A 26,785-nucleotide genomic window follows, 5' to 3' on the forward strand; every position below is an offset into this window, starting at 1 on the left:
CCACGCCATGAATCGCCGCGACCTGATCGCTACCTCTGCCGCCGCTGCCGCCCTGGCCGCCGCCGGTCCTGCCCTTGCCCGCCGCTCCGGAGCCTCGATGCCGAAATCCGCCCCCGTCCCGCCGGTCGCCAAGAAGATCCCCGTGACCATCGAGCAGCTGGGCCGCGTCCGGACGGACGACTATCAGTGGATGAAGGACGACAACTGGCAGGCGGTGCTGCGGGATCCGACCCTGATCAAGGCCGACGTCCGCCAGCATCTTGAGGAAGAGAACGCCTATCGCGAGGCGATGATGGCCTCGACGTTGCCGCTGCAGGCGACGATGTTTGAAGAGATGAAGGCCCGCATCAAGCAGGACGACAGCTCCGTCCCCCGCGCCGACGGCCCGTGGGAATACTACACCGAGTTCAAGACCGGCGATCAGCATCCCCGCTATATGCGCGTGGAACGCCAGGGCAGCTTCATCGTCGACGGTCAGCGGGTGACCAAGAACTTCGTTGTCGCCCCGACGCCCCAGCTGCTGCTGGACGCGAACGTCCTGGCCGAGGGCAAGGCCTATTCGGAAGTCTCGGCCGTGTCGCACAGCCCGGACCACAGCCTGTTCGCCTATGCCGAGGATGCGCAGGGCTCCGAGGTGCATCAGATCTACGTCAAGGATCTGGCCACCGGCGAAGTCCTGCCTGATCCGATCGGCTCGGCGGGGGGCAACTTCACCTTCTCGCCGGACAGCCAGTGGATCTTCTGGACCAACCGCAACGAGAATGGGCGTCCGGACAAGATCTTCCGCCGGCCCGCGCGCGGCGGCGAAGCGACCCTGGTGTATGAAGAGACCGACGAGGGCATGTTCATGGGCGTGGGCACCACGTCCGACAACGCCTTCATCATCATCAGCATCGGTGACCAGGTCACCTCCGAGACCCGCTACATCCCCGGTGACACGCCCACGGCCGAGCCCCGGATCCTGGCCCCGCGTGTGGTCGATCTGAAATACGACGCCGACCACTGGGGCGACCGCTGGGTCATCCATACCAATGCCGACGAGGCCATCGACTTCAAGGTCGTCACGGCTCCCACCGGCAGCCCCGAAAAGGCGAACTGGACGGATCTGATCCCGCACACCCCCGGTCGCTACATCGAAGGCGTCGGACTGGTGAAGGACTTCATCGCCCGCCAGGAACGGGCCGAGGCCAATACGCGGATCGTCATCCGCGACCGTGCGGGAGCCGAGCACGAAATCGCCGTGGACGAGCCCGCCTATGCCCTGTCTCTGGGCGGAGCGTCGGAGTTCGACACCACCGTCATGCGCTATGGCTACAACTCGCCGTCGACGCCGACCTCGACCTATGACTACGACCTGGCGACGCGCGAGCGGACCCTGCGCAAGGTACAGGAAGTGCCGTCCGGCCATGATCCGGCCGATTATGTGGTCGAGCGGCTGAATGCCCCGGCCGCCGACGGCCAGCTGGTCCCGGTGACGGTCCTGCGCCACAAGGACACGCCGGTGAAAGGGTCTGCGCCGCTGCTGCTGTACGGCTATGGCTCCTACGGCATTCCGATGTCGGCCAGCTTCTCGACCAACCGGCTGTCGCTGGTGAACCGCGGCTGGATCTATGCCATCGCCCATATCCGGGGCGGCTCGGACAAGGGGTGGGGCTGGTTCCTGGGTGCCCGCCGCATGACCAAGAAGAACACCTTCACCGACTTCATCGCCGCGGCCGAACACCTGATCGCCAGCGGTCACGGCAAGGCCGGCCACATCGTCGCCCATGGCGGATCGGCCGGTGGCCTTCTGATGGGGGCGGTCAACAACATGCGCCCGGATCTGTGGGCCGGTGTCATCGGCGATGTGCCCTTCGTCGACGTCATCAACACCATGAGCGACACCAGCCTGCCGCTGACCCCGCCTGAATGGCCCGAATGGGGCAATCCGATCGAGGATCCGGAAGCCTACGACTACATGATGAGCTACAGCCCCTATGATCAGGTCGGGCCCAAGGCCTATCCGGCCATCCTGGCCACGGGGGGCCTGTCCGATCCGCGCGTGACCTATTGGGAACCCCAGAAATGGGTCGCCAAGCTGCGTCCGGCCACGACCTCGGGCAAGCCGGTCCTGCTGAAGATCAACATGGAAGCCGGACATGGCGGGGCCTCCGGCCGGTTCGACTATCTGAAGGAAGTCGCCCTGGTCTATGCCTTCGCCATCTGGTCCATCGACAAGGGCTGGGAGACGGCGTGATCCGCGACGCGACGGCCGCCGATCTGGCGGCCATCACCGCCCTGTACGCCCGCGAAGTCACGGGCGGCACGGCGACCTTCGAAGAAACGCCGCCATCACGCGACGTGATGGCGGCGCGTCTGGAGGCCGTGCAAGCGCTGGACCTGCCCTGGATCGTGGCGCAGATCGAGGGCGAGCTTGCCGGCTACGCCTATCTGTCCCCCTTCCGCAATCGGAACGCCTACCGCTACGCGGTTGAGGACTCGATCTATGTCGCCGAGCCGGCGCGTGGCCGTGGCGTGGGCTATGCCCTGCTGGCCGCCCTGGTCGAGCGCGCTCGTGGCCTGGGCCTGCGCCATGTCATGAGCGTCATCTCGGACAGCGCGACGAGCGAAGCCTCGATCCGACTTCATGCACGGTTCGGCTTCGACCGAGCCGGGACCTGGCGTCATGCAGGCTGGAAGTTCGGCCGCTGGATCGATGTGCACGTGATGCAGTTGGACCTGGACCCGACCGCTGCCGCGCCGACCGCGCCAGGTGTTCCTCTGGCTTGAGCCTTCGGGCGCGGGCCTCTAGATGAGTGTATGGTCATCGCCCGGACCCTCTTGATGCTGATCGGCGCCCTTGGCGTCCTTTTTCTGGGCGCGATACCGACAGCCATGGCCGACAGCCCTCCGGCGCCGTGCCATGAAATGGTTGCCGCTGGACACGACGACCGGGCCCCCCAGCCGGATCAGCGGATGAAGAGCTTTATCTGCTGTGTCACCTGTATTGCGGCTCCTGCGATTACGCCGGCTGACCGATCCGGCTTCGCCGCCCGTGCGATGCGGCTCCAGCCCACCGCCCGTATCCTGCCGGTCGGCCTGCGCCTGAGCCCAGAAACCGGCCCACCTAAGGCCTGATCCTTCCAAAGACCCGACTGGCGGACCCCGTCCGCCTAGACGACCTCACTTTGCAAGGAGGCCATAATGGCTGCCCGATACCTCGCCGCGCTCAGCGCTGGCGTCTCTCTTCTCGTCGTCGCCTGCGCGACACAGGCCCAGGATCATTCCGGCCATGCACGACACTCCGCCGCGAACCAGACCCCGGTGCACGACCCGCACGCGGGTCACGCTTCGCCCGTGGATCACGGAGCCGGTCATGCGATGACGTCGGCACTGGGGGCCTGGCCCATGAGCCGCGATGCCTCCGGCACCAGCTGGCAGCCAGACCTGTCCCGCCATGGCGGCATTCACTGGAGCCGGGGCGACTGGTCCTTCATGAGCCACGCCCTGCTCAACCTGACCCATGACACCCAGAGCGGCCCGCGCGGCGACGACAAGACCTTCGTCAGCGGCATGGTGATGGGGGCTGCCCGGCGGGATTTCGCCGACGGATCGACGCTGAACCTGCGGCTGATGGTCAGCCCCGATCCCTTCATGGGCAAGGACGGCTTTCCGCTGTTGCTGGCGGCGGGCGAGACGGCGGACGGCGTCAATCCCCTGATCGACCGCCAGCATCCCCATGAGCTGATCATGGAGGCCTCGGCCTCCTATGGGCGGCGACTGGCCAATGGCGACAGCGTCTTTGCCTATATCGGCCTGCCCGGCGAGCCTGCGTTCGGGCCGCCCGCCTTCATGCACCGCATGAGCGCGATGGATTCGCCCGAGGCCCCGATCACCCATCACTGGCTGGATTCGACCCACATCGTGTTCGGCGTCGCGACCCTGGGCTGGGTGCGCGACGGCTTCAAGCTGGAGGCTTCGTCCTTCCGCGGGCGCGAGCCGGATCAGGACCGGTACGATATCGAGAGCCCCGAGCTGGACAGCTGGGCCGTCCGGGCCTCGTGGAATCCTGCGCCGGAATGGTCACTCCAGGCCTCGTATGCCGACGTCACCGCGCCGGAACAGCTGGAGCCGGACGAGGACGAGACCAAGCTGTCGGCCAGTGCCATCCACACGCGCCGGTTCGGAGCGGTCGGCTGGTGGTCATCGACCGTCGCCTGGGGTCGCAAGACCAATGACCATGACGAATCCAAGGATGCTTGGCTGGCCGAGACGGCGTTCAGCCCCGATGGCCGCTGGACCCTGTTCGCGCGGGCCGAGCGGATCGAAACCGACGAACTGGTTCCCGGTCCCGGCGGCGGTCACGGTCCGCTCTATACAGTGGGCAAGGCCTCGGTCGGGGCGGTGCACGACTGGACCGTCGCTCCGAATGTCCGCCTGGGACTGGGCGGTCTCTATTCGGTCAATCAGGTGCCGGGGGCCCTGGAGCCGCTCTACGGCGGCGACCCTGACGGGGCCATGGTCTTCATCAGGCTGAAGATCGAGTAGAGCCGGTCCTTAATGGGGCGCGATGTCCGACGGCGGGGTCGTCAGCCAGGGGGCCAGGCGGAACCGCCGGGGCGTCGCGCCCACCGTCCGGTCGAAGATGAACTGGCGGGCAAAGGCGACGACGGCGCGAATCGTCTGTTCGTCGAACGGTTTGCAGACCGCTCCCAGAGCGCCCGAAAAGCCTTCGGGGATCTGTTCGGGATTGGCCGTCAGGAAGACCACGGCTGCACCGTAGTCGGCGACCATCTTCTGGGCGATCTGCGGGCCTGTCATGCCGTCCAGCAGATTGACGTCGACCAGGGCCAGGTCGGGGCGTTCGCGGTCGGCGATCTCGAAGGCACTGGCGCGATCCATGGCACAGCCGACAACATCGCACCCGGCGTCGCCCAGCACCATTTCCAGCTCCATCGCGAGGATGGCCTGGTCTTCGACGATCATGACCCGAAGGCCGTTTGGTGTGGTCAAACCCAAGCCTCGATACGCGACACTTCGCCATTAACACTGTTGTGTCGGATAGCGGACAGTCGAAACGCGCACTTGGTGGAATGGTTCGACCTGAGCTATGGAAACTTTCAATTTTTCTTAGGGTAGTGACTGGATGAGCTCGACGCCGCGCACAGGTTCGGAGGACGATGCCTCGCGCCTCCTGGGCGAGTATCGGCTTTTGCAGACCCTGGTGGCGATTCGGTTGCGGACGGTCACCGACCCCGCCAGCCGCCGTCACCTGACCTGGCTCAGCGACATCGTGGCGGCGCTCAGCCTGCTGAACCGCCGGATGGCGGCGGACGGGCCCGTGGATTTCGCCGGTTATTTGGACGATGCCAGCGCCTTCTGGCGGCGGACGTGCGAGGGACGCGGCATCCGCCTGTCGGTGCGCGGTTCGGTTCGCGCCCTGCCGGACAGCCACGCCATGCCCCTGGCCATCATGCTGCACGAACTGCTGTCCAACGCCGTTCGCCATGCCTTTCCGGGCGAAGCACGCGGTTCGATCGCGGTGGCCTTTTCGCAGGCGTCGGACGGCGTCAGCCTGGTCGTGCGCGACACCGGCATCGGCTCCGCTGTTCTGCAGATGGGTGAAGGCCTCGCCCTGGTCGAAGGACTGGTTCAGCACCTCTGGGGATCGATGTCGATCGAAACGGCTGCGGGCTCCGGTGTCGGTGTCCGCATACGTCTGCCCCTGACCGACGCTCGCCTGCACTGACCGTCCCGCGCAACGCTTCGTGAACGCGAGGGTCTGGAGATTGCCCCTCTGGATCGCTTAAGCCAGGACGACACCGCCCAGACGCCCAGCCCAGACGCCTAGCCCGGAGCCCTGCCCATGACCCTCGCGCCCTCTCGCCGTGCCCTGCTGGCCGGAGCCCTCGGCGTCGGTGCCGTTGCCGTGGTGGCCCCGCCCCGCGCTCTGGCCCAGGCAGCGGAGGCTGCGATCCAGCGCCATGCCGCGCGGATCGAGGACCTGATCGCCCGGATGACGATCCAGGAGAAGGCCGGTCAGTTGAGCCTGTTCGGCGATCCCTTCCGGTTCCGCCCCGAGAACGTCAATCCGCTTGACGGCCAGGGTGATCCCGCCCGGATCGCCGCCATGATCCGGCGCGGCGAATGCGGCTCGCTGTTCAACGGCATCGGGGCAGAGGCCGGCCGCACCATCCAGCGCATCGCCGTGGAGGAGACGCGCCTGGGCATCCCGATGCTGTTCGCCGCCGACATCATCCATGGCCTGAAGACGGTCTTCCCCGTGCCCCTGGCCGAGGCAGCCAGCTGGGACCTTGATCTGGCCTTCCGCACGGCTCAGGCGGCGGGACGCGAGGGGGCCGCATCGGGCGTGCACCAGACCTATGCCCCTATGGTCGACGTGGGCCGGGATCAGCGCTGGGGCCGAGTGGTCGAGGGCGCGGGCGAGGATGTCTATCTGAACCAGCTGTTCGCCACGGCCCGCACGCGCGGCTTCCAGGGCGACGACCTGAGCCGCCCGGACAGCATGCTGGCCACGCCCAAGCATTTCGCCGCCTATGGCGCCGCAGAGGCCGGGCTGGACTACAACACCACCGACATGTCCGAAGGTCGCCTGCGGACCACCTATCTGCCGCCGTTCAAGGCCGCCTTCGACGCTGGGGCCCTGTCGGTCATGAGCGGGTTCAACGACCTGAATGGCGTGCCCGCCTCGGGCAGTGAGTGGCTGTTGTCCGACATCCTGCGCGGAGAGTGGGGGTTCAAGGGCTTCGTCGTCTCCGACTATACCTCCGAACAGGAACTGATCGCCCACGGCTATGCCGCCGACGGCCGGGACGCGGCGCGCATCGCCCTGCTGGCCGGGGTGGACGTCAGCATGATGTCGGGCCTGTACAACGCCCATATCCCGGAACTGGTGGAATCCGGCGACCTGCCCATGCGGGTGGTGGATCGGGCGGTGCGCCGCTTCCTGTCGGTCAAGGCGGCGCTGGGGCTGTTCGATGACCCGTATCGCGGCATGGACCCGGCGGTCGAGGCGCGCGTGGTCGGCTCTCAGGCCCACTATGACCTGTCGCGCGAAGCGGGCCGCAAGTCGATGGTCCTGCTGAAGAACGAGGGCAATCTGCTGCCGCTGCCCAAGACCGGCAAATCCATCGCCGTCATTGGACCGTTCGGCCAGGACACCGAGGTCTTTGGTCCCTGGACCATCTGGGGCGACAAGACGCGTGCCGTTTCGCTCGAGGCCGGACTGCGCGCCGCCCTCCCGGCAGGAACCGCTCTGACGTTCGTAAAGGGTGCGGAGGCGGAAGGGGCCATCAGCGGCGGGATCGAAGCGGCCGTCACCGCCGCCCGCCGGGCCGACGTCGTCATCCTGGCCATCGGCGAGAGCCAGTCAATGTCCGCCGAGGCCCAGTCGCGCGCCGACATCGTGGTCCCCGCCCCGCAACAGGCCTTGGCTGAGGCGGTGGCTGCGGTCGGCAAGCCGGTCGTGGTCCTGCTGCGGACGGGCCGGGCGCTGGAGCTGTCGGGCGCAGTCAAGAATGCTCAGGCCATTCTGGTCACCTGGTTCCTGGGCTCGGAGAGCGGCAATGCCATCGCCGACGTCCTGTTCGGCGACCATGCCCCGTCCGGCCGACTGCCCGTCAGCTTTCCGCACCTGTCGGGCCAGCAGCCCTACCACTACGACCACAAGGCGACGGGCCGTCCGATGGACGACGACCAGGCCAACCGCGAGGAATACCGCGCCCAGTTCCGCGAAACGCCGCACAGCGCCCTTTATCCGTTCGGCCATGGGCTGGGCTATACGCCCGTCACCTATTCCGGCCTGACGCTCAGTTCGCCGACCCTGGCCTGGGACGGCCGGGTCACGGTCAGCGCCACGGTCACCAACACCGGCAGTCGCCCGGTCGAGGAAACCGTCCAGCTGTATATCCGCGACAAGGTCGCCCGCCTGACCCGTCCGGTGCGCGAGCTGAAGGGCTTCCAGAAGGTGACCCTGGCCCCCGGCGCATCACAGACCGTGCAGTTCAACCTGGACCGGGCGCTGCTGTCCTATGTGGGGCCGGAGATGCACCTGACGCTGGAGCCCGGCGAATTCGACGTCTGGATCGCGCCCCACGCCCAGGGTGGCCTGGGCGGGAGCCTGCGCCTGACGCGCTGAATCTATCGCGCAGCCACCGCTGCGCGTGCACTGACCGCGAATTCAGTGATGTCATCGAAGGGGCCAGCACGGGCAGCCGTGCTGGCACAGACTTCGCGCTTTACGTCGTTCATCAAGGTGCGGTCGTTGATGGCCTGCCAATCGGTCACGTCCGTGAAGTCTTCGGCGGCCGCGGTTCCGTCTATCTTGAAAAAGGAAGACCGAATCGTGCGGTAGCCGCGCGATCGGTCGGCGCAGTCGACGTCGATCACAGAGGTCGCATAGTCGAACGGCGAATCGGCCGACGAAAGCGTGACAACGGCACCGATGGTGACCCGCGCAACGGCCCCGGACCGGGACAAGCTGGGCCAATCCACGGCCATGACCGCCCCCTCGGATACGCCCACAGCCTCCCAGGCATGGCTCTGGGCGGCGGCAGCGCCCGCACTCACAGCCAGCGCCAGAACACCCATCACCAGCGACTTCATGATCGATCCTCCTTAAGGCGAGGTCGCAGCCTATATTCCGGGTCGGCTTGGCGTCGACCCTTTCAATCCTGACGAAACGGTGGCTGGGGAACTAGGACTCGAACCTAGAATGACGGTACCAAAAACCGCTGTGTTACCATTACACCATTCCCCAGCAGGACCGGTGCGCCGCGCCCGTGGGCATCGGAGAGGCGGTCGAATACGCGATGCCCGCCGGGGATGCAACACCCCTATGCGGGCCAATTTCACACTCTTCAGATTCGTCGCTTGCGGCGTCCCGACCCCGTCGCTATAAGCCGCGTCCTCATGTCGGAGTGTGGCTCAGTCTGGTAGAGCACTGCGTTCGGGACGCAGGGGTCGCAGGTTCGAATCCTGCCACTCCGACCATGAGATTTACGGCCCCTCCCGAAGGCCTTTCTTCCTCTATTCTTCAGCCTTGGCTGCGACGTCGGACAGATGGGTGCCGACCGCTTCGATCGTGCGCTGGCCAAGGGCCTTGCGCCGCGCCAGCAGTTCGGGTGACCCCGCGTCATAGTCGGCCATCAGCCGGCGGACGAAGGATCCGTCCCGCACCTCGGCCAGAACCTGATCCATGGCCGCCTTCGATGGCGCGCCGATGATTCGCGGCCCGGTCAGATAGGCTCCGTATTCGGCCGTGTTCGAAATCTTGGCGAAGGCCCCTGCCACGCCTCGCTCGAACATCAGGTCGGTGACCAGTTTCAGCTCATAGAAACATTCAAACCAAGCAACCTCGGGCGGATAGCCGGCCTCGACCAGGGTCATGAAGGCCCCGTCCACCAGTTCAGCCACGCCGCCGCACAGCACCACCTGTTCGCCGAACAGATCGCTCTCGCATTCGGCGGCGAAGGTCGTCTCCAGTATGCCCTTGCGCCCGCAGCCCAGCGCCGCCGCATAGGACAGGCCCAGGGCATGGGCACCGCCCGATACGTCCTGATGCACGCCGAACAGGCAGAAGACCCCCTGCCCCGCCTCATACAGGTCCCGGATACGCGGCCCGATGCCCTTGGGCGAGGCCAGGATGACGTCGATGTCGGCCCGGGGCTCTACGAGGCCGAATCGCACCGACAGGCCGTGGGCGAACACCAGAGCAGCGCCGGGCCGCATCGCGGGGGCCAGTTCGTCCCGCCACAGGTCGCGGTGCGCCTCGTCCGACACCATGATGGCGACGACATCGGCTCCTGCCGCCGCCTCACCTGCCGTCATCACCGCGAATCCATCGGCCTGGGCCTTCGCCCGCGTCGCCGAGTCGGCCTTCAGGCCCACCACAATGTCGCCGACGCCCGAATCGCGCAGGTTCAGCGCATGGGTCCGACCCTGGCTGCCGTAACCGATCACGGCCACCCGCTTACCTCGGATGATCGACAGGTCACAGTCGCGGTCGTGGAAAACAGGCAGGGGATTGGCTAGGTTCTGGGTCATGCCCGGACTCATAACGCCATCGACGATCATCGGCTTCTGGAAAGAGGCCGGTCCCGACAAGTGGTACAAGAAGGACCCGCAGTTCGATCACATCTTTCGCGAATACGGCCGCGCCGCCCATTTCGCCGCCGCCCGCCGCCAGCTGGACGACTGGATGGACAAGGCCGAGGGGGCCCTGGCCCTGATGATCGTGCTGGATCAGTATCCCAGGAACAGTTTTCGCGGCACGGCCCACCAGTTTGCCACCGATCCCCTGGCCCGACTGTTTGCGCGGGATGCCATCGCGCGGGGCTATCTGACGGCGTTCGAGCCCGATATGCGCCAGTTTCTCCTGATGCCCTTGATGCATTCCGAGGACCTGGCCGATCAGGACGACCTCCTGCCCCTGTGCGCCGACATGCCCGAGACGCTGAAGTTCGCCCACATCCACCGCGACATCATCGTTCGCTTCGGCCGGTTTCCCCATCGCAACGAGGCCCTGGGCCGCCAGACGACGGTCGAGGAACAGGCCTTCCTGGACGGCGGCGGCTTCGGCGGCTGAGCCGTCCACAGACGTCGGACGTATGGCGCGAATCAGGACTCCAAGAATCGGCGCGACAGGGACACTGTCTGGGGCATGACCGCCCTCGCCCTCGCTGATATCCAGACCCGCACCGGAGTCGCTGCTAGCGATCATCCGGAGTGGCAGTATCTGAATCTGCTTCGCGATATCCTGGACAATGGCGCGCGGCGCGATGACCGGACCGGGACCGGCACCCTGGGGGTGTTCGGGCGCCAGATGCGATTCGACCTGTCGAAGGGGTTCCCCCTTCTGACCACCAAGAAGCTGCACCTGCGCTCCATCATCGTCGAGCTGCTGTGGTTTCTGCGCGGTGAGACCAACACCCGCTGGCTGAAGGAAAACGGCGTCAGCATCTGGGACGAATGGGCCGATGCCGAAGGCGAGTTGGGCCCCGTCTACGGTAAGCAGTGGCGCTCCTGGGCCACGCCGAACGGCGAGACGATCGACCAGATCACCCGCCTGATCGAGGGGCTGAAGACCAACCCCAACAGCCGACGCCACATCGTTTCGGCCTGGAATCCCGCCGATATCGAGGACATGGCCCTGCCGCCCTGCCACTGTCTGTTCCAGTTCTTCGTCGCGGACGGAAAGCTGAGCTGCCAGCTGTATCAGCGCTCGGCCGACGTCTTCCTGGGCGTGCCGTTCAACATCGCCTCCTATGCCCTGCTGACCATGATGGCCGCACAGGCGTCGGGGCTGGAGCCCGGCGAGTTCATCCACACCTTCGGCGATGCGCACCTGTATCTGAACCATGTCGAGCAGGCCGAACTGCAGCTGAGCCGCGCGCCGCGTCCCCTGCCGACCATGACCATTGCGCCCAAGACCGATCTGTTTGGGTTCGAACTGTCCGACTTCGTCCTCAGCGACTACGACCCCTGGCCGCACATCAAGGCGCCGATCGCCGTATGACGCCGGTCCCGACCCTGGCCGAGCTGTCGCAAAAAGTCCTGCGCATCTCAGACATCTATGCCGCCGAGCATGGGATCGAGCGGGATCGCGACTGGGCCCTGCTGAAGCTTCAGGAAGAGCTGGGCGAGTTGACGGCTGAGCATCTTCGCCTGAGCGGCCGCGCGCGGGGCCAGGCGGATGCCCAGGCCCTGGGCGACGAGGCAGCCGATGTGCTGGGCATGCTGCTGATCTATTGCGCCGGGGCGGGGATCGACCTGGATCAGGCCATGCGGCGCAAATGGCTGAAATGGCTGGAGGCTGAACCATGCTGAAGCCTGTTCGTCTGTCACTGGTGGTCGCGCGGGCCCGCAATGGCGTCATCGGGGTCGATGGCGACCTGCCCTGGCGGCTGCGCTCGGACCTGCAGCGGTTCAAGGCCATCACGATGGGCAAGCCATGCCTGATGGGCCGCAACACTTGGGAGAGCCTGCCGCTCCGGCCCCTTCCCGGCCGGCTGAACATCGTGCTGACGCGCGACGAATCCTATGAGGCGGACGGGAAGGCCAAGGGGGCCGTGGTCTGTTCGACCCTGGGCGAGGCGCTCGAGATGGCGCGCGAACAGGCCCGCGACGACGGCATCGACGAGATCTGCGTCATCGGCGGAGAGAAGCTGTTCGCCGACACCCTGGATCGGGCGCAGCGGATCTATGTGACCGAGGTGGAGGCGGAGCCTGTGGGCGACACCGTCTTTCCGCCGTTCGACGAGGCCGCCTTCATCGAGGTGTCGTCAGAGACCCACCCGGCAGGCGAAAAAGACGATCACGCCTTCACCTTCCGCGTGCTGGAGCGGCGTTAGACCGCCTCGTTCAGCAGGGCCGCCTTATAAGCCTCGACCCAGGTATTGCGGAACCGGCGGCTGCGTTCGGCATGATAGATGTGGGCCAGTTCGGCATAGGACCGGTCGAAGTCATCGTTGACGAAGACATAGTCGAATTCGCCGCAATGCTCGATCTCGCCCTTGGCATTGGCGATGCGGCGCTCGATCACGGCCTGGGCATCCTGGGACCGGGTCACCAGGCGGCGGCGAAGCTCTTCCAGGCTGGGCGGCAGGATGAAGACCCGCACCGCATCCTCGGGGCATTTGCGGGCCACGTCGCGCGCGCCCTGCCAGTCGATGTCGAACAGGACGTCACGCCCCTCGGCCAGGGCCCGGTCGATCGGGGCGCGCGGACTGCCGTAACGGGCACCGTGCACATCGGCCCATTCCAGGAAGGCGTCGGCATCGATCAGGCGCTGGAACTCGGCATCGTCGACGAAATGATAGTCGCGGTCCGCCACCTCGCCCGGGCGAATCCCGCGCGTGGTCATGGAGATGGACAGCTCCAGTCCGGCATGGTCGGCCATCAGCCGGCGGCACAGGCTGGTTTTTCCGGCACCCGAAGGGCTGGCGACGATCAGGAGGACACCCCGGCGGGGCGTGCGGTCATTCGACATTCTGAACTTGTTCTCTGAGCTGCTCGATCACGGCCTTCAGCTCCAGGCCGATTCCGGTGAGAGCCGTCGTAGCCGATTTCGAGCACAGGGTGTTCGCCTCGCGCATGAATTCCTGCATCAGGAAGTCCAGCTTTCGACCAGCGGGAGGCTGATCCAACAGGGCGCGGGCGGCACCAACGTGGGCGGTCAGGCGATCCAGTTCCTCGCGCACGTCCGCCTTGGTCGCCAGGGCGGCCGCTTCCAGGAAGATGCGGTCCTCAAGCCCCGGCGCATCGGGGGCCAGTTCGGTCATCCGACGCGTGAACCGTTCGCGGATAGCCGCGACCTGGGCGACCGCCTCACCCTCGGCTGCGGCGACCAGGGCTTCGATTCGGTCGATGAAGTCCGTGATTACCGGGCGCAGCTGACGGCCCTCGTCCTGTCGCGATGACGCCAAGGCATCGAGCGCCGCCTCGATGGAGAGGGCCATGGCCGCCTCAACCGCGGTGCGGGCCTCGGCATCCTCGGCCTCCTCGGGCACGTCCAGAACGCCGCGCAGACCCAGCAGGCCATCGGCCGAGGGCGGCGTGGCACCGTCTTCGGCCAGCCGATTGGCCAGGGTCAGATAGCGGGCCAGAACCTCTTCATTGACGCTCAGTCGGCTGGCATCGGACGTGCTCTTGGCCTGGACGCCGACCGTGACCTGACCGCGGCTCAACCGAGCCTGCGCCGCCGCCTTGGTGAGGCGTTCCAGACTGTCGAATCCCGGCGGACCGCGAAAGCGGACCTCAAGATTGCGGCCATTGACCGAGCGGGCCTCGACCGACCAGCTCCAGCCGTGCAGGGCCCCGTCGGCCCGGCCGAAACCGGTCATGCCCGACAGGCGACTCATTGCACCGGCGCTCCGGGCGGCAGGATGGTGACAACCGCCCCGTCCGACGGTCCCGTCTGGGCCGGATTGCCGTTCGCCAGCGGGGCAGCCGGAGCGATCGCCGGTTCAGGCGGCAGGCCGGCGCGCTGACGCTCGACCGCGCGCCAGCGGGCGACATTGCGGACATGCTCGTCATAGGTCCGGGCAAAGGCGTGCCCTCCCGTGCCATCGGCAACGAAGAACAGATCGTCCGTGCGCGGCGGGTTCAGCACCGCCGCGACGGCATCGCGACCGGGATTGGCGATCGGCGTCGGCGGCAGGCCGTCGATCACATAGGTGTTCCAGACCGTAGGCGCGCGAATCTCGGACGCCCTCAGACCCCGGCCCAGCGGACGACCCCGGGTGATTCCGTAGACAATGGTAGGGTCGCTCTCCAGCCGCATGCCCAGGCGAAGCCGGTTCGAGAAGACAGCCGCCACGCGCGGACGCTCCGAAGCCACGGCGGTTTCCTTTTCGACGATGGAGGCCAGCACCATCGCCTCCTCCGGCGAGTTGACGACGCTGTTGGGACTGCGCCGTTCCCACAGGGTGGCCAGATTGGTATCGCGGGCGCGCCGCATCCGGCCGATGACCGACGCGCGCGTCTCGCCTCGGCTGATCTCATAGGTATCGGGCCACAGGGAGCCTTCGGGCGGGACCTCGACCGTGCCGGTCAGCACCGGTTCCTTCATCAGGATGTCCACCGCCTGGGCCGAGGACCAGCCTTCGGGCAGGGTGACGAAATGGCGGACCACCTTGCCCTCGACCAGCAGGGTGATGACGGCCCGCAGCGAGGCACCGGACGGCACTTCATATTCGCCGGCACGCAGCCGCCGGTCCGCGCCGGTCAGGGCGGTGGCCGCCTTGAACATATCCGTGGACCGGATGACGCCGGACCGTTTCAGGGTCGCCGCAATGGCCGAAACGCCCGATCCGCTGGGCAGTGTGACGATGGTGCTCTCGCCCACACGCGCGGACGGACCCGGCGCATAGAAGACGCTCCATCCCCAGATCAGGACGCCGATCAGGAACAGGCTGAAGGTCGCCGAGGCGGTCAACAGAGCGACCCCCAGCCCGCTGCGCGGTTTCGCCGGAGCCCCCGCCCCCTTGCGACGCCAGACCATATCAGTCGACCTTTCGGAAGATCACGGAAGCATTGGTGCCGCCGAAGCCAAAGCTGTTGGACATGGCCACATCGATCGTCATCGGCCGTGCCTTGTGCGGCACCAGGTCAATCGCGGTCTCATGCTCCGGATCGTCCAGATTGATCGTCGGCGGCGCAATCTGGTCCCGAATGGCCAGGATGCAGAAGATGGCCTCAATCGCCCCGGCGGCGCCCAGCAGGTGACCCGTCATGGACTTGGTCGAGGACATGGCGACCTGGCCCGCATGATCGCCCATCAGCCGCTCGACGGCCCGCAGCTCGATCCAGTCGGCCATGGTCGAGGTGCCATGGGCGTTGACGTAATCGATGTCGGAGACGTCGATCCCCGCCCGCTTCACCGCCGCCTTCATAGCGCGATAGGCCCCGTCGCCATCCTCGGCCGGGGCGGTGATGTGATAGGCGTCGCCGGACATGCCGTAGCCGATCACCTCGGCATAGATTTTCGCCCCGCGCGCCTTGGCGTGCTCATATTCCTCCAGGACCACAATCCCGGCCCCTTCGCCCATGACGAAGCCGGCATGGTTGCGGTCATAGGGTCGGCTGGCCTTTTCAGGCGTGTCGTTGAAGTCGGTGCACAGGGCCTTGCAGGCCAGGAAGCCGGCGATGCCGATCGGCACGATCGAGCTTTCGGCCCCGCCGGCCACCATCACGTCGGCATCGTCCATCGCAATCATCCGGGCAGCGTCGCCAATGGCGTGGGCCCCGGTGGCACAGGCGGTCACCACGGAATGATTGGGCCCCTTCAGGCCGTGACGGATCGAAATCTGGCCGCTGGTCAGGTTGATCAGAGATGAGGCGATGAAGAAGGGGCTGACCCGGCGCGGCCCCTGTTCCTTCAGGATCTGAGCGGTATCGGCGATGGGCCCCAGGCCTCCGATGCCCGAGCCGACCATGACGCCGGTGCGTTCCTTGTCCTCGTCGCTCTCAGGCTTCCAGCCCGCATCGGCCAGGGCCTCGTCCGCGGCGGCGATGGCATAGACGATGAAGTCGTCGACCCGCTTGCGGTCCTTGGCCGACATGATCTTTTCGTGATCGAAGACGCCGGGTTCACCGGCCACCCCGCCGCCCCGGCCATCGACCGAGGGCACTTCGCCCGCAATGGTGCAGCCATAGCCGGTGGTGTCGAAGGCCGTGATCGGACCAATGCCCGATCGCCCCTCAACGATCCCCTTCCAGGTATGGTCCACGCCCCATCCCAGGGGGGTCAAAAGACCAAGGCCGGTGACAACGACGCGGCGCATGCCAGACGCTCCCTCTAAAGACTTGAGAATCCCGAGCTTCGCCGGAAACAATAATGGCCGCCGGGCGAACCCGCTAGGGGCGCGCCACGGCGGCCATCGATGCCGTCGATCGGGCGACGGGCCTTAGCCCGCCAGCTTCTCGTCGATGAACTTCACGGCGTCGCCGACCGTCTGGATGTGCTCGGCGGCGTCGTCCGGGATTTCGATGTCGAATTCTTCTTCGAAGGCCATGACCAGCTCGACGTTGTCGAGCGAGTCAGCGCCCAGATCGTCAATGAAGCTGGCCTTTTCGGTCACCTTCTCGGGGTCGGCGTCCAGATGTTCGATGACGATCTTGCGAACGCGTTCCAGGGTGTCGGACATGGGGTCTCTGCCTTGATGGGGCCGCGACAGCGGCTGTTGTCTCAATTCCTGCCGTATGACGACGGCGACGGCGGCGCAAGGTCTAACAAAGACTCAGCACCGCCGGTTGCGACGCCTTTAGCACGCGAAACCGGGCTGGAAATAGCCTGTAGCGATCCGTGATCGCCTCAGATCATCGCCATGCCGCCGTTCACGTGCAGGGTCTGACCCGTCACATAGGCCGCTTCGTCCGAGGACAGATAGACGGCCGCGGCCGCGATCTCGTCGCCTGTGCCCAGCCGGCCGGCGGGAATGTTCTTGAGGATGGTCTCGCGCTGCTGGTCGTTCAGCACGTCGGTCATCGGCGAGGCGATGAAGCCCGGCGCGATACAGTTGACGGTGATGCCGCGTGATCCGACCTCCTGGGCCAGCGATTTGGAAAAGCCGATCATGCCGGCCTTGGAGGCGGCATAGTTGGTCTGGCCCGGATTGCCGGTCACGCCGACGACCGAGGTCACACCGATGATCCGGCCCGAGCGGCGCTTCATCATCCCCTTCATGGCCGCGCGCGACAGGCGGAAATAGCTTTCCAGGTTGACGGTGATGACCGACTGGAAATCCTCGTCCTTCATCCGCATCAGCAGGCCGTCTTTCGTGATGCCGGCATTGGCGACCAGGATGTCCAGCGGGCTGCCCGCCGCTTCCTCTGCCCGGCCGATCAGGCCGTCGACCGATCCGGGATCGGACAGGTTGGCGGCGGCGACGAAGGCCCGCTCGCCCAGCTCGCTCGCGATATCGGCCAGCACAGCCTCACGCGTGCCGGACAGGACGACGGTTGCCCCCTGGGCATGAAGAGCGCGGGCGACAGCGCCGCCGATACCGCCCGTGGCCCCGGTGACGAGGGCGGTCTTGCCGGTGAGATTGAACATTTGCGGCTCCGAAGTGATCAGTGAGTGTTGGTGAGTGACTGGTCGTTGGGGGCTATCGATAGAGGACTGACGGCGGCGATCGCACGTCAGATCCCTGCGCACCCGCCACCAATCACTCAAAGCGACGCCGCGAACGCTTCCAGATCTTCCGGCGTATTCAGCGCGACGCCCTCGGCATCCGGCGCGATGCGTTTGGCCATACCGGTCAGGACCTTGCCGGAGCCGATCTCGGCGAAGCGGGTGACGCCCCCCTCACCCGCCATCCACTCCATGGACTCGCGCCAGCGGACGCGGCCCGTGACCTGTTCGACCAGCAGGCGGCGTAGGACCTCGGCGTCGGTCTCGGGCCGGGCGGTGACATTGGCGACGACGGGCACGGCGGGGGCATGGATCGCGGCCCCGGCCAGGGCGGCGGCCATTTCATCTGCCGCCGGCTGCATCAGCGGACAGTGGAAGGGCGCCGAGACGTTCAGCGGGATGGCCCGCGCGCCCAGTTCCTTGGCCTTTTCGATCGCGCGGTCGACGGCGGCCTTGTCGCCCGAGATGACGATGTTGCCGGCATTGTTGTCGTTGGCGACGACGCAGACGCCGACTTCCGACCCGGCGGCGGCGGCGGCCTCGGCCAGGGCCAGGTCGGTCTTGGGCCCGATCAGGGAGGCCATGGCCCCCCGGCCCACCGGCACCGCCCGCTGCATGGCCTGGCCGCGCAGTTTCAGCAGCCGCGCCGTGTCGGGCAGGCTGATCGCCCCCGCCGCGCACAGGGCCGAATATTCGCCCAGGGAATGACCGGCGACATAGCCGACGCGGCCCAGGTCCAGGCCGAACTGGCTCTGCAACACCCGCATGGTCGCGACCGACACGGCCATCAGGGCCGGCTGGGCGTTCTCGGTCAGGGTCAGCTGATCTTCGGGCCCGTCACGCATCAGTTGCGACAGCGACTGGCCCAGCGCCTGGTCGACCTCGGCAAAGACGTCGCGCGCGGCCGGAAAGGCGTCGGCCAGCGCCGCCCCCATGCCAACCGCCTGGTTGCCTTGACCGGGAAAGAGCAATGCGAGGGTCATGATCGTCCGTGATCCGTTGATTTGCGGGTCGGGTTAGGCCGCTTCACCGCGCGGGGCAAGATCAGGCGGCGGGCACGCAGCCTACTTGCGGTCGTCGCCGATGAAGGCCCCGGCGATCCAGCTGACCACGCCCGTGACGATCGCCGCGCCGATACCGGGCCACAGGCCGTCGACGACGAAGCCGCCCAGCAGCACGGCCGTCAGACCGATCGTGGCGGCATTCACCACTAGCAGGAAAAGGCCCAGGGTGACGACGGTGATCGGAAAGGTGACGATGACCAGGATCGGCCGCACGACCGCATTGATGAGGCCCAGCAGGACGGCCGCCGCCGCCAGCGATGCGCCCGAGGTGAAGTCCACGCCCGGCACCACCTGGGCCGACAGCCACAGACCCAGGGCCGTCACCACGGCCTGAACGATAAATCTCAGCATGGGCGATTCTCCCCCTTCGGCTGCCCTCAGCATAGCGCAGGCCGACCCCGACCTGATAGCTTGCGCCGACCAGCAGCGGAGTCCTCCATGAGCCTTCACGGCCCCTATGATCCCGACAACATCTTTGCCCGCATCCTGCGCGGCGACATGCCCAATGTGACGGTGTGGGAAGACGACGACGTCCTGGCCTTCATGGACGTGTTTCCCCAGTCGGAGGGGCATGTTCTGGTGATTTCAAAGACGGCACACGCCCGCACCCTACTGGACATCGCCCCCGAGGCCCTGGCGCGGGTGACGGCTGCGGTCCAGCGAATCGCCCGTGCCGTGGACAAGGCCCTGGCCCCCGACGGCATCAGCGTGATGCAGTTCAACGGCGCGGCGGGCGGGCAGACGGTGTTTCACCTGCATTTCCACGTCATTCCCCGCTGGAAGGACCGCCCGATGAAGGGCCATGGTCATGCCCCGATGGCCGACACCCAGGCCCTGCGCGCCCTGGCCGACCGGATCGCGGCGGCGCTGGACTAGAAGGGCATCGACATCCACGCCTGATCCGTCATTCCGGGGCTTGGCAAAGCCAAGAACCCGGAACCCAGGAGGCTATCACAGGCCGATGAAGGTGCATTTGGGGTTCGAGCTGTTCCCCTGGGTTCCGGGTTCGCTCTGCGAGCGCCCCGGAATGACGGAGGTGAGGGTCACGGACGCGAAGGCCACTGGCTGCAGATCGAACGTTAAAAAGGGCCGCGGAAGATGAACCAAGCCCCGGCGGCGATCAGCATGAAGCCGACGCCGTGGTTCAGCGTCAGCTTCTCGCCCAGCCAGGTGACGGAGAACACGGCGAAGACGACCAGGGTAATGACCTCCTGCATCGTCTTCAGCTCGGCGGCGGAATAGACCTGATGGCCCAGGCGGTTGGCGGGGACGGCCAGCCAATATTCGAAGAAGGCGATGCCCCAGCTGATCATCACGACGATCCACAGGGGCTTCTGATCGAACTTTAGATGGCCATACCAGGCGAAGGTCATGAAGACGTTCGACAGGGCCAGCAGGATGACGGGCGCGATGTAGGACAGGGTCGTCGGCATGCCACCACTGTGCTTGCACTGAACGGATTCCGCCAGCATAAGCCCCCCGATGCCGGTTTAGCTCAGTTGGTAGAGCGCCAGTTTTGTAAACTGGATGTCGCGGGTTCGAACCCTGCAACCGGCACCATTCCCCCATATACCATGACCGAGACATTGCCCTCGCCGTCGGTCAGGCTCTGGGGCTGGCCGTTGGCGGTATAGGTGACGCTCTCGGTAATGGCCTCGGGGCGGCCCAGGGCCGTGGTCATGGTGAGGGGACGGCCCGCCAGGTCATAGGTGGTCTGGGCGATGCGGTCGGGGCCGAAACCGCCCGCTGTGCCCGCCGTGCAGGCCGAGATCGGCAGGGCGGAGAACGCCGCCGGGTTCATCCGCTGTGCCGTGCACATCACCCGGCCGCTGGGGTCATAGGTGGCCTGGGACGCGGCATAGGTGACGCCACCCGCCTGCACCCGCATGGTCACTGGCCGCTTCAGCGGATCATACTGGGTCGCCGCCTGCTGCAGGCTGACGAACCCGGTCCAGGCCGCATCGCCATAACCGGTCGTGGTGCCGACCTCGGTCAGGGTCGGTGAGCCGTCGACGTCATAGGTCACCCGCTGCGCCCGATGCAGGCCCGCGCCCGCCCCGTCCGGATCGGGGCCGATCACCCCCACCATTCGCCGCGAGGCATCATAGCGATAGCGGGTCGTGTCCGCCGTGCCGGCCAGCGGCCCGTCCACCGTCAGGGTATCGCCATTGTGGTCATAGGCCGTGGTCACCGTGGCCAGGGCCGTGGTGCCCGAGCCGGAGGTCACCTGGGTCGGCAACAAATTGTTAGCCGTGCCGGTGGTGCCATAGACGACGGTGGTCTTCACCTCGTCGGCGGTGTCGGCACAGCTCGCGCCGGTGGCACAGGCCGAGACTGTCAGCGGCACGGTGACCGCCGCCGGATCCTGCACATAGCCGCCCATCCCGTCCGAGACCCAGGCATGGCGTGCGCCATAGGTGATGCGGGTCTGGGGACGGACTGCGCCGACGCTGGGTGCAGGCTCGGTCACCGTCAGCAGGCCGCCGTGGACGGGGTCGTAGGTATAGTCAGTGACCGCGCCGCGCGGATCGGTGGTGGCGGTCGGCTGGTTGCAGGTCACCGGGTTGGGACAGGTCGACGGATAGGTGGCCGTGCTGACGATGTCGGGCGCGCCCGAGCCGGTCTTGGCCTCCTGGGTCACGGCGGTGACATTGCCGCGCGTATCATAGGTGTAGCGGACGGCGTTGGTCTCGGGCGCAACGACGCGAGTCAGGCGCTGGTTGGCGTCATAGGTCAGGCTGGTGGTGTTGCCGAGCGGATCCTGGCGGGAAGCGACCAGCCCCGTAGCGATCGAGGAGACGGTCGTGGTCACCCCGCCGTCCGGCGCGGTCACCGTGGTAGTGCGTAACCCGCCCGCGTCGGAATACGCATAGGTCCAGGTGCCGCCCCCCGCCTGATACGAGATCACGCGGCTGGCGCTGTTGTAGACGACGGTGACGGTGTTGGCCGTGGGACTGGACGGTAGGCGGATGCCCAGGGTCAGGGGCGCAGTCCAGCCGTATTGCGTGGTCGCGCCGCTCTGGTCCGTGACGGTCGTGCTGGTGAAGGTCGCACTGGGCCACGTGATCGGTGCCGTGCAGCCATCCAGCTGTGGACAGACGGCGGCGTTGAAGGCGGTGACCTTGGTCAGCCGCGTCCAGTCCGGAGCCTCCCAGTCCTGCGACATGAATTCAAGCGCATAGTCCATGTCCAGGCGGAAGCCGTGGTTGTTTGTCACCCCCTCCAGCCGGACGACATAGTAGTAGGGTTGGGTCGGGATTTCCTGGACGGCAACCTGATAGATGAGCTCCGTCCGCTCGCCATTGGGACGGACGATCTCGGTCAACCGGCCCTGGTTGGCGACCGTGGGTCCGAACCCCGGATCGGCCAGCAGCTTGTTGAACCGCGCCACAGTCCCGTCGGTCATGGTATAGGTATAGATGTCGCCCGACAGGGTCAGCGTCTGACCCAGGTTCCTCTGCGGAATTAACACCCCGCCCGTCAGGGTGAAAACGTCCGAAAAGGCCCCGATGCTGACGACGTAGGTTGTACCGGTCGAGGCGATAGTGCCGGTCCAGTTGTCGCGCCAATCGACCGAGCCGATATAGGTCCGCTGATAGGCCAGGGTTGCCGCACCCTGGCCGATGCTGACCGGCGTATCCGACAGCACCAGCCGTCCGGAGGCCAGATCGACGCCCCGCTCGTCCACCGAATAGTTGACCGGCGGCGGGCCCACCAGCGGAGCTTGGGCAAGGGCGGATCCCGCAATGAGCGCCAGGCTGGAGGCCAGGGATAGGCTGAGTGCCAGGCGGTTCAAGGGCGGGAGGATTCTCATCGCCTGCCCCCTCAATGACAGCATGTGTTGGACTGCCACAGGACGGTCGTCCCCGCGGCGTTCTTCATCACCAGATTGCCGTCGTTTTGCAGGGTCAGCACGGCCCCGGCATTGCCGCCGGTGCTGCTCTGCCAGATCGCGGTACCGGCCGGGTCGGCGATCACGGCGTTGCCACCCGCCTGAACCCGGAAATAGACCGACCGACCCGTGGCCGTGCCGCTGTTCCAAAGCACGGTGGAGCCCAAATGCAGAACCAGATTGCCGTCTCTCTGAAGGGTCAAGGTGAAGCGACCGTCCTGCGACGTCAGTTTCTGTGTCGGGAGCAGGGTCTGTTCAGAGGTCAGCTGCCAGGCCAGCGTCGGGCCGGGGTGAGCGACCGCACCGCGACTGAGCCGATTGTCCGCATCATCGAAACCATAGCTGGCCGTGACGCCGCCGGACGCCGGGGCCGTCGTCACCGCCACGACCCGACCGTTGGCATCATACAGAATGGTCTGGGCATCCTGAGCCGCGGCAGGCGAAGACGCCGCGAACCAGACCAATGCGCCAAGCGCCAGCTGTGACAGCCAACTGCGATGCTGCATAACAATCCCCCATCCAACGAACAAGGTTTATTGAAATCGCGCTCGCGTCAAGGTGGTGATTGAGGCACGCCACGCGTAAAAATCGGTAAAGACGGAGGCTCTACCCCTGTGACAGATTCAGCGCGCCACGCCGCCCGCGACATTGCGTGCCTTGAAACCTCGACACTCGCCGAATATTGAGACGCGTTCTCATTCGCGGAAAGTGCCTGATCGATGTCTCGCTCCCTGTTGCTCGCCTCCTGCTGCGCCCTGGTTCTGGGCAGCCCGGCCCTCGCCCAGGAGCCGGAGGCCACCAATGTCGACGAGATCGTGGTGACGGGTTCGCAGGTGACCCTGACGGCGCCCTATGCCGGGGGTCAGGTGGCGCGGGGCGGACGGGTCGGCCTGTTCGGGGCGCTGAACGTCATGGACACCCCCTTTGCCTCGACCAACTACACCGAGGAACTGCTGCGCAATCAGCAGTCGCGCAGCGTGGGCGATGTGCTGCAGAACGACCCGGCCGTGCGCGTCAGCAAGGGTTTCGGCAACTTCCAGGAACTGTATGTGATCCGGGGCTTCCCGGTGTATTCCGACGACATGACCTACAACGGTCTGTACGGCATTCTGCCGCGTCAGTTCGTGGCCGCCGAGTTCCTGGAGCGGGTCGAGGTCTTCCACGGGGCAACCGCCTTTCTGAACGGCGCGGCCCCCGGCGGCAGCGGCGTCGGCGGGGCCTTCAACCTGACCCCCAAGCGCGCGCCCGATCTGCCCCTCAACCGCCTGACCGCGGGGATCGAGGGTGAGGGCGAACTGTATCTGGCCGCCGACATCGCGCGCCGGTTCGGTGCGGCGGGCGACTATGGCCTGCGGGCCAATCTGGCGCATCGCAACGGCGAGGCGGGTGTCGAGGGCGAGGATCGCGAACTGACGGCGCTCGGCCTGGGTCTGGATCGTCGCGGCGAACGGGCCCGGTTCGCAGCCGACATCGGCTATCAGGATCACCGCATCGACGCCCCGCGCCCGACCGTGACCCCGGCGGGGGCCATCCCTGCCCCGCCGTCGGCCGACAGCAACTTTGCCCAGCCTTGGACCTACACCGACGAGCGCCAGCTGTTCGGCGTGGTGCGTGCCGAGTTCGATGTGTCGGACGCCGTCTCGACCTGGGCCGCCTTTGGCGGGCGCAATGGCAAGGAAGCCAATGTCCTGGCCAATCCGACGGCCCAGCCGAATGGCTCGCTGAGCGCCTATCGCTTCGACAACGCCCGTGAGGACACTGTCTGGTCCGGCGATGCGGGCATTCGCGCCGAGCTGACCACCGGACCGGTCGGCCACCGCATCGTCGCCTCGGCCAGCCAGGTGCAGTCCAAGTCGCGCAACGCCTATGCCTTTTCCAACTTCGGCGGCTTTGCCAGCGACCTCTATGCGCCGGTGACGGTGGCCCCGCCTGCGGCCAACTTCTTCGTCGGCGGTGACCTGGATGATCCCAATGTGACCGAGCGGGTGAACAACACCAGCTTCGCCCTGGCCGACATGCTGTCGTTTGCCGACGGTCGGTTCCTGGTCACCCTTGGTGCCCGGTATCAGCAGATCGAGACGGCCTCCTATGACTACAACACCGGTGCCGGGCTTTCGTCGTATGAGGGGGACGCCACCACGCCGGTTCTGGCCGTGGTCTATCGGCCCAATGACTGGCTGTCGGTCTATGCCAACTATGCCGAGGCCCTGATCCCCGGCCAGATCGCCCCGGCTGTCAGCGGTGGCGTACCGGTGTCCAATGCGGGCGAGGCGCTGTCGCCCTTCCGCGGGGAACAGGCCGAGGTCGGGTTCAAATATGACGTCGGCCGGTTCGGCGGCAGTGTCAGCCTGTTCCGCACCAGCCTGCCCAGCGCCTATGTCGAGAACGCCGTCTTCGCCGCCAATGGCGAACAGCAGAACACCGGGCTGGAGGTCGCCTTCTTCGGCGAGCCCCGCGACGGCCTGCGTGTGCTGGGCGGCTGGACCTGGCTGGACGCCGAACTGACCCGCACAGCGGGCGGCGCCATGGACGGCCTGCGTCCAATCGGTACGCCGGAGTTTCAGGGCAATGTGAATGTCGAATGGGACGTTCCCGCCGCCACCGGCCTGACGCTGGAGGGCCGCATCGTCCATACGGGCGAGCAGCCTGCGAACGGGGCCAATACGGTCGACCTGGACGCCTGGACCCGGTTCGACGCCGGGCTGCGCTATAGCCGCGACATGGGCGGCCGTCCGATCACCCTGCGTGCCCGGATCGAGAATCTGGCGGACGAGGATCACTGGGTCGCCGTCGGCGGCTTCCCCGGTGCCAACTATCTGACCCTGGGCGCGCCGCGCACCCTGAGGCTGTCGCTGTCGACGGACTTCTAGGCCGGATGAAGCCGTCCACTCTGCGAGCCTGGTCATGGGTCCATACCTGGTCCAGCCTGGTCTCGACCGTCTTTCTGTTGATGCTGTGCCTGACCGGCCTGCCGCTGGTGTTCAGCCATGAACTGGACCATCTGCTGCTGGACGAAGCCTGGGCGCCGGCCAATCCGGACGGGCAGCGCCTCAGCCTGGATCAGGTGCTGGAGACGGCTCTGGCGCGCCATCCCGGCGATGTCCCGGCCTTCATGAGTTTCGACGAAGACCGGCCGGTGGTGAACGTCACCAGCCGGGCCCCCGACGCTCCGGCGGGCAGTTTCAACTTCCAGCCGATCGACCAGACCAGCGGGGAGGCCGCGCCCCCGGTGGCCGGGCACCCGGTGATGGAGTTCATCCTTCAGCTGCACACCGACATGTTCCTTGGCCTGGGCGGGATGCTGTTCCTGGGGCTGATGGGGCTGTTTCTGGTCGCTGCGGTGGTGTCGGGGGTGGTGCTGTATGCCCCCTTCATGCGCCGACTGCCCTTCGGCACCGTGCGTGTGGAAAAGGCGACGCGTACGCGGTGGCTCGACTACCACAACCTCTTAGGCATCGTGACGGTGGCCTGGATCCTGGTCGTGGGGCTGACGGGGGTGGTCAACACCCTGGCGACGCCGATCCTGGCCTATTGGAAGGATACGGCCCTGCGCGAACTGGTCGCCACGCAACAGGCCCCCGCGACAGTCGGAGAGTGGGCGTCGCTGGACGCCGCCGTGGCGCGGGCCAAGGTCGCCCTGCCCGGCAAGACGCTGCAGTTCGTGGCCTTTCCCGGGACCGACTATACGACCGACCACCATTATGCGGTCTTCTTCCACGGCGACACGCCACTGACGACCCATCTGACGACGCCGGCCCTGATCGATATCCGGACAGGCGAACTGGCCGCTGTCGCCCCTGTGCCCTGGTATGTGAAGGCGCTGTCGCTGTCCCAGCCGCTGCATTTCGGTGACTACGGCGGGCTGGGCCTGAAAATCGTCTGGGCCCTGCTCGACCTGATGACGATCATCATTCTGGCGTCCGGTCTCTATCTGTGGGTCGCACGGCGGAGACAGGCACGATGAGGACCCGTCGCCTCAGCCTGGGCACCGTATTCGCCATCCCTGCGGCCCTGTTCGTTCTCGGCCTGACCGGCCTGGTCGGAGCCCTGCTGGCCGACGGGGCCTGGGACGGGATCGGTGCCGCCCTTGTGGCCACGGCCGTCGCGGCGGTCGTATGGGCCAGACTGCGTGGCCCAAGTCGCCCGCGTCCCTAGGATATACCGAATCCAAACGGGCTCGATTCTAACAAGCATGGC

27 protein-coding genes and 3 tRNA genes are annotated in these 26,785 nt (G+C 66.6%); 16 read left to right on the forward strand and 14 right to left on the reverse strand.

The features are described 5' to 3' along the window. Positions 1-7 precede the first annotated feature (7 nt). From JIP62_RS03825 to JIP62_RS03840, 4 genes are all read left to right on the forward strand, one after another. A complete protein-coding gene (locus JIP62_RS03825) occupies positions 8-2,236 on the forward strand; it encodes a S9 family peptidase (protein ID WP_201103605.1) in 2,229 nt (742 codons plus the stop codon). Beyond that, complete coding sequence (locus JIP62_RS03830) at positions 2,233-2,769, forward strand: GNAT family N-acetyltransferase (RefSeq protein ID WP_201103606.1); 537 nt, start codon at positions 2,233-2,235, stop codon at positions 2,767-2,769. Before JIP62_RS03825 ends, JIP62_RS03830 begins: the two co-directional genes overlap by 4 nt. A 30-nt stretch (positions 2,770-2,799) precedes the next feature. Then, positions 2,800-3,117 (forward strand): hypothetical protein, encoded by a 318-nt coding sequence (locus tag JIP62_RS03835; RefSeq protein WP_201103607.1) that lies wholly within the window; start codon positions 2,800-2,802, stop codon positions 3,115-3,117. Between the two features lie 66 nt (positions 3,118-3,183). Beyond that, positions 3,184-4,527: a hypothetical protein gene (locus tag JIP62_RS03840; RefSeq protein ID WP_201103608.1), complete on the forward strand. Its 1,344-nt coding sequence runs from the start codon at positions 3,184-3,186 to the stop codon at positions 4,525-4,527. A 9-nt stretch (positions 4,528-4,536) separates the two neighbouring features. Here the strand turns inward: JIP62_RS03840 and JIP62_RS03845 are convergent, their stop codons facing one another. Beyond that, positions 4,537-4,965 (reverse strand): response regulator, encoded by a 429-nt coding sequence (locus tag JIP62_RS03845; RefSeq protein ID WP_201103609.1) that lies wholly within the window; start codon positions 4,963-4,965, stop codon positions 4,537-4,539. A gap of 160 nt (positions 4,966-5,125) precedes the next feature. Between JIP62_RS03845 and JIP62_RS03850 the strand changes: the two genes are divergently transcribed. Further along, complete coding sequence (locus JIP62_RS03850; RefSeq protein ID WP_201103610.1) at positions 5,126-5,728, forward strand: ATP-binding protein; 603 nt, start codon at positions 5,126-5,128, stop codon at positions 5,726-5,728. 117 nt (positions 5,729-5,845) lie between these two features. Next, positions 5,846-8,137, forward strand: a complete 2,292-nt coding sequence (locus JIP62_RS03855) for a glycoside hydrolase family 3 N-terminal domain-containing protein (protein WP_201103611.1) — start codon at positions 5,846-5,848, stop codon at positions 8,135-8,137. 2 nt (positions 8,138-8,139) lie between these two features. Here the strand turns inward: JIP62_RS03855 and JIP62_RS03860 are convergent, their stop codons facing one another. Further along, the gene (locus JIP62_RS03860) at positions 8,140-8,604 is read right to left on the reverse strand and encodes a hypothetical protein (protein WP_201103612.1); all 465 of its coding nucleotides are present in this window, start codon (positions 8,602-8,604) and stop codon (positions 8,140-8,142) included. A gap of 80 nt (positions 8,605-8,684) precedes the next feature. Next, positions 8,685-8,758: transfer RNA gene (locus JIP62_RS03865), tRNA-Gln, on the reverse strand. 156 nt (positions 8,759-8,914) lie between these two features. Between JIP62_RS03865 and JIP62_RS03870 the strand changes: the two genes are divergently transcribed. Then, positions 8,915-8,991 (forward strand) — tRNA-Pro (locus JIP62_RS03870). Positions 8,992-9,027: 36 nt separating this feature from the next. On the opposite strand, the gene ilvC is transcribed toward JIP62_RS03870, so the two are convergent. Continuing rightward, complete coding sequence (gene ilvC, locus JIP62_RS03875; protein ID WP_201103613.1) at positions 9,028-10,044, reverse strand: ketol-acid reductoisomerase; 1,017 nt, start codon at positions 10,042-10,044, stop codon at positions 9,028-9,030. On the opposite strand from ilvC, the gene JIP62_RS03880 reads away from it, so the two are divergent. The 4 genes from JIP62_RS03880 to JIP62_RS03895 all read left to right on the forward strand — a co-directional run bounded on the left by JIP62_RS03880 (position 10,043) and on the right by JIP62_RS03895 (position 12,350). Beyond that, positions 10,043-10,585, forward strand: coding sequence for a DUF924 family protein (locus JIP62_RS03880; RefSeq protein WP_201103614.1), 543 nt, complete (start codon positions 10,043-10,045; stop codon positions 10,583-10,585). The genes ilvC and JIP62_RS03880 overlap by 2 nt on opposite strands. Before the next feature lie 75 nt (positions 10,586-10,660). After that, positions 10,661-11,515, forward strand: a complete 855-nt coding sequence (locus tag JIP62_RS03885) for a thymidylate synthase (protein WP_201103615.1) — start codon at positions 10,661-10,663, stop codon at positions 11,513-11,515. After that, on the forward strand, positions 11,512-11,826 hold the full coding sequence (locus tag JIP62_RS03890) for a nucleoside triphosphate pyrophosphohydrolase family protein (protein ID WP_201103616.1): 315 nt from the start codon (positions 11,512-11,514) through the stop codon (positions 11,824-11,826). The genes JIP62_RS03885 and JIP62_RS03890 overlap by 4 nt, the downstream gene beginning before the upstream one ends. Next, a complete protein-coding gene (locus JIP62_RS03895) occupies positions 11,820-12,350 on the forward strand; it encodes a dihydrofolate reductase (protein ID WP_201103617.1) in 531 nt (176 codons plus the stop codon). The genes JIP62_RS03890 and JIP62_RS03895 overlap by 7 nt, the downstream gene beginning before the upstream one ends. Here JIP62_RS03895 and gmk read toward each other — a convergent pair. The 8 genes from gmk to JIP62_RS03935 all read right to left on the reverse strand — a co-directional run bounded on the left by gmk (position 12,347) and on the right by JIP62_RS03935 (position 19,047). After that, on the reverse strand, positions 12,347-12,988 hold the full coding sequence (gmk, locus tag JIP62_RS03900; protein WP_201103618.1) for a guanylate kinase: 642 nt from the start codon (positions 12,986-12,988) through the stop codon (positions 12,347-12,349). The genes JIP62_RS03895 and gmk overlap by 4 nt on opposite strands. Then, positions 12,978-13,859 carry a YicC/YloC family endoribonuclease gene (locus tag JIP62_RS03905; protein ID WP_201103619.1) on the reverse strand — a complete coding sequence of 294 codons (882 nt, stop codon included), beginning with the start codon at positions 13,857-13,859 and terminating at the stop codon, positions 12,978-12,980. Before JIP62_RS03905 ends, gmk begins: the two co-directional genes overlap by 11 nt. Then, entirely contained in the window at positions 13,856-15,001 is a 1,146-nt protein-coding gene (mltG, locus tag JIP62_RS03910; RefSeq protein ID WP_201103620.1) for an endolytic transglycosylase MltG, read from the reverse strand. The genes JIP62_RS03905 and mltG overlap by 4 nt, the downstream gene beginning before the upstream one ends. Position 15,002: 1 nt before the next feature. Beyond that, on the reverse strand, positions 15,003-16,283 hold the full coding sequence (fabF, locus tag JIP62_RS03915) for a beta-ketoacyl-ACP synthase II (RefSeq protein ID WP_201103621.1): 1,281 nt from the start codon (positions 16,281-16,283) through the stop codon (positions 15,003-15,005). Positions 16,284-16,406: 123 nt separating this feature from the next. After that, the gene (locus JIP62_RS03920) at positions 16,407-16,646 is read right to left on the reverse strand and encodes an acyl carrier protein (RefSeq protein WP_201103622.1); all 240 of its coding nucleotides are present in this window, start codon (positions 16,644-16,646) and stop codon (positions 16,407-16,409) included. 167 nt (positions 16,647-16,813) lie between these two features. Next, positions 16,814-17,554, reverse strand: a complete 741-nt coding sequence (gene fabG / locus JIP62_RS03925) for a 3-oxoacyl-[acyl-carrier-protein] reductase (protein ID WP_201103623.1) — start codon at positions 17,552-17,554, stop codon at positions 16,814-16,816. A 116-nt stretch (positions 17,555-17,670) separates the two neighbouring features. Continuing rightward, positions 17,671-18,615, reverse strand: a complete 945-nt coding sequence (gene fabD / locus JIP62_RS03930) for an ACP S-malonyltransferase (RefSeq protein ID WP_201103624.1) — start codon at positions 18,613-18,615, stop codon at positions 17,671-17,673. Between the two features lie 81 nt (positions 18,616-18,696). Continuing rightward, entirely contained in the window at positions 18,697-19,047 is a 351-nt protein-coding gene (locus JIP62_RS03935) for a phage holin family protein (protein WP_201103625.1), read from the reverse strand. Positions 19,048-19,134: 87 nt separating this feature from the next. On the opposite strand from JIP62_RS03935, the gene JIP62_RS03940 reads away from it, so the two are divergent. Then, positions 19,135-19,572, forward strand: a complete 438-nt coding sequence (locus JIP62_RS03940) for an HIT family protein (RefSeq protein WP_201103626.1) — start codon at positions 19,135-19,137, stop codon at positions 19,570-19,572. A gap of 203 nt (positions 19,573-19,775) precedes the next feature. On the opposite strand, the gene JIP62_RS03945 is transcribed toward JIP62_RS03940, so the two are convergent. Beyond that, positions 19,776-20,129, reverse strand: a complete 354-nt coding sequence (locus tag JIP62_RS03945) for a DMT family protein (protein ID WP_201103627.1) — start codon at positions 20,127-20,129, stop codon at positions 19,776-19,778. Positions 20,130-20,180: 51 nt separating this feature from the next. On the opposite strand from JIP62_RS03945, the gene JIP62_RS03950 reads away from it, so the two are divergent. Further along, positions 20,181-20,256 (forward strand) — tRNA-Thr (locus tag JIP62_RS03950). 2,265 nt (positions 20,257-22,521) lie between these two features. Here JIP62_RS03950 and JIP62_RS03960 read toward each other — a convergent pair. Then, positions 22,522-23,094, reverse strand: a complete 573-nt coding sequence (locus JIP62_RS03960; RefSeq protein ID WP_201103628.1) for a hypothetical protein — start codon at positions 23,092-23,094, stop codon at positions 22,522-22,524. Between the two features lie 213 nt (positions 23,095-23,307). Between JIP62_RS03960 and JIP62_RS03965 the strand changes: the two genes are divergently transcribed. The 3 genes from JIP62_RS03965 to JIP62_RS03975 are packed head-to-tail and all read left to right on the forward strand — an operon-like array spanning position 23,308 to position 26,743. Next, positions 23,308-25,458: a TonB-dependent receptor gene (locus JIP62_RS03965; protein ID WP_201103629.1), complete on the forward strand. Its 2,151-nt coding sequence runs from the start codon at positions 23,308-23,310 to the stop codon at positions 25,456-25,458. Further along, a complete protein-coding gene (locus JIP62_RS03970) occupies positions 25,368-26,552 on the forward strand; it encodes a PepSY-associated TM helix domain-containing protein (protein ID WP_201104549.1) in 1,185 nt (394 codons plus the stop codon). Before JIP62_RS03965 ends, JIP62_RS03970 begins: the two co-directional genes overlap by 91 nt. Beyond that, positions 26,549-26,743, forward strand: a complete 195-nt coding sequence (locus JIP62_RS03975) for a hypothetical protein (protein WP_201103630.1) — start codon at positions 26,549-26,551, stop codon at positions 26,741-26,743. The genes JIP62_RS03970 and JIP62_RS03975 overlap by 4 nt, the downstream gene beginning before the upstream one ends. The last annotated feature ends 42 nt before the right edge of the window (positions 26,744-26,785 follow it).

This window comes from Brevundimonas vitisensis (assembly GCF_016656965.1).
In the GTDB taxonomy this organism is placed as follows: domain Bacteria; phylum Pseudomonadota; class Alphaproteobacteria; order Caulobacterales; family Caulobacteraceae; genus Brevundimonas; species Brevundimonas vitisensis.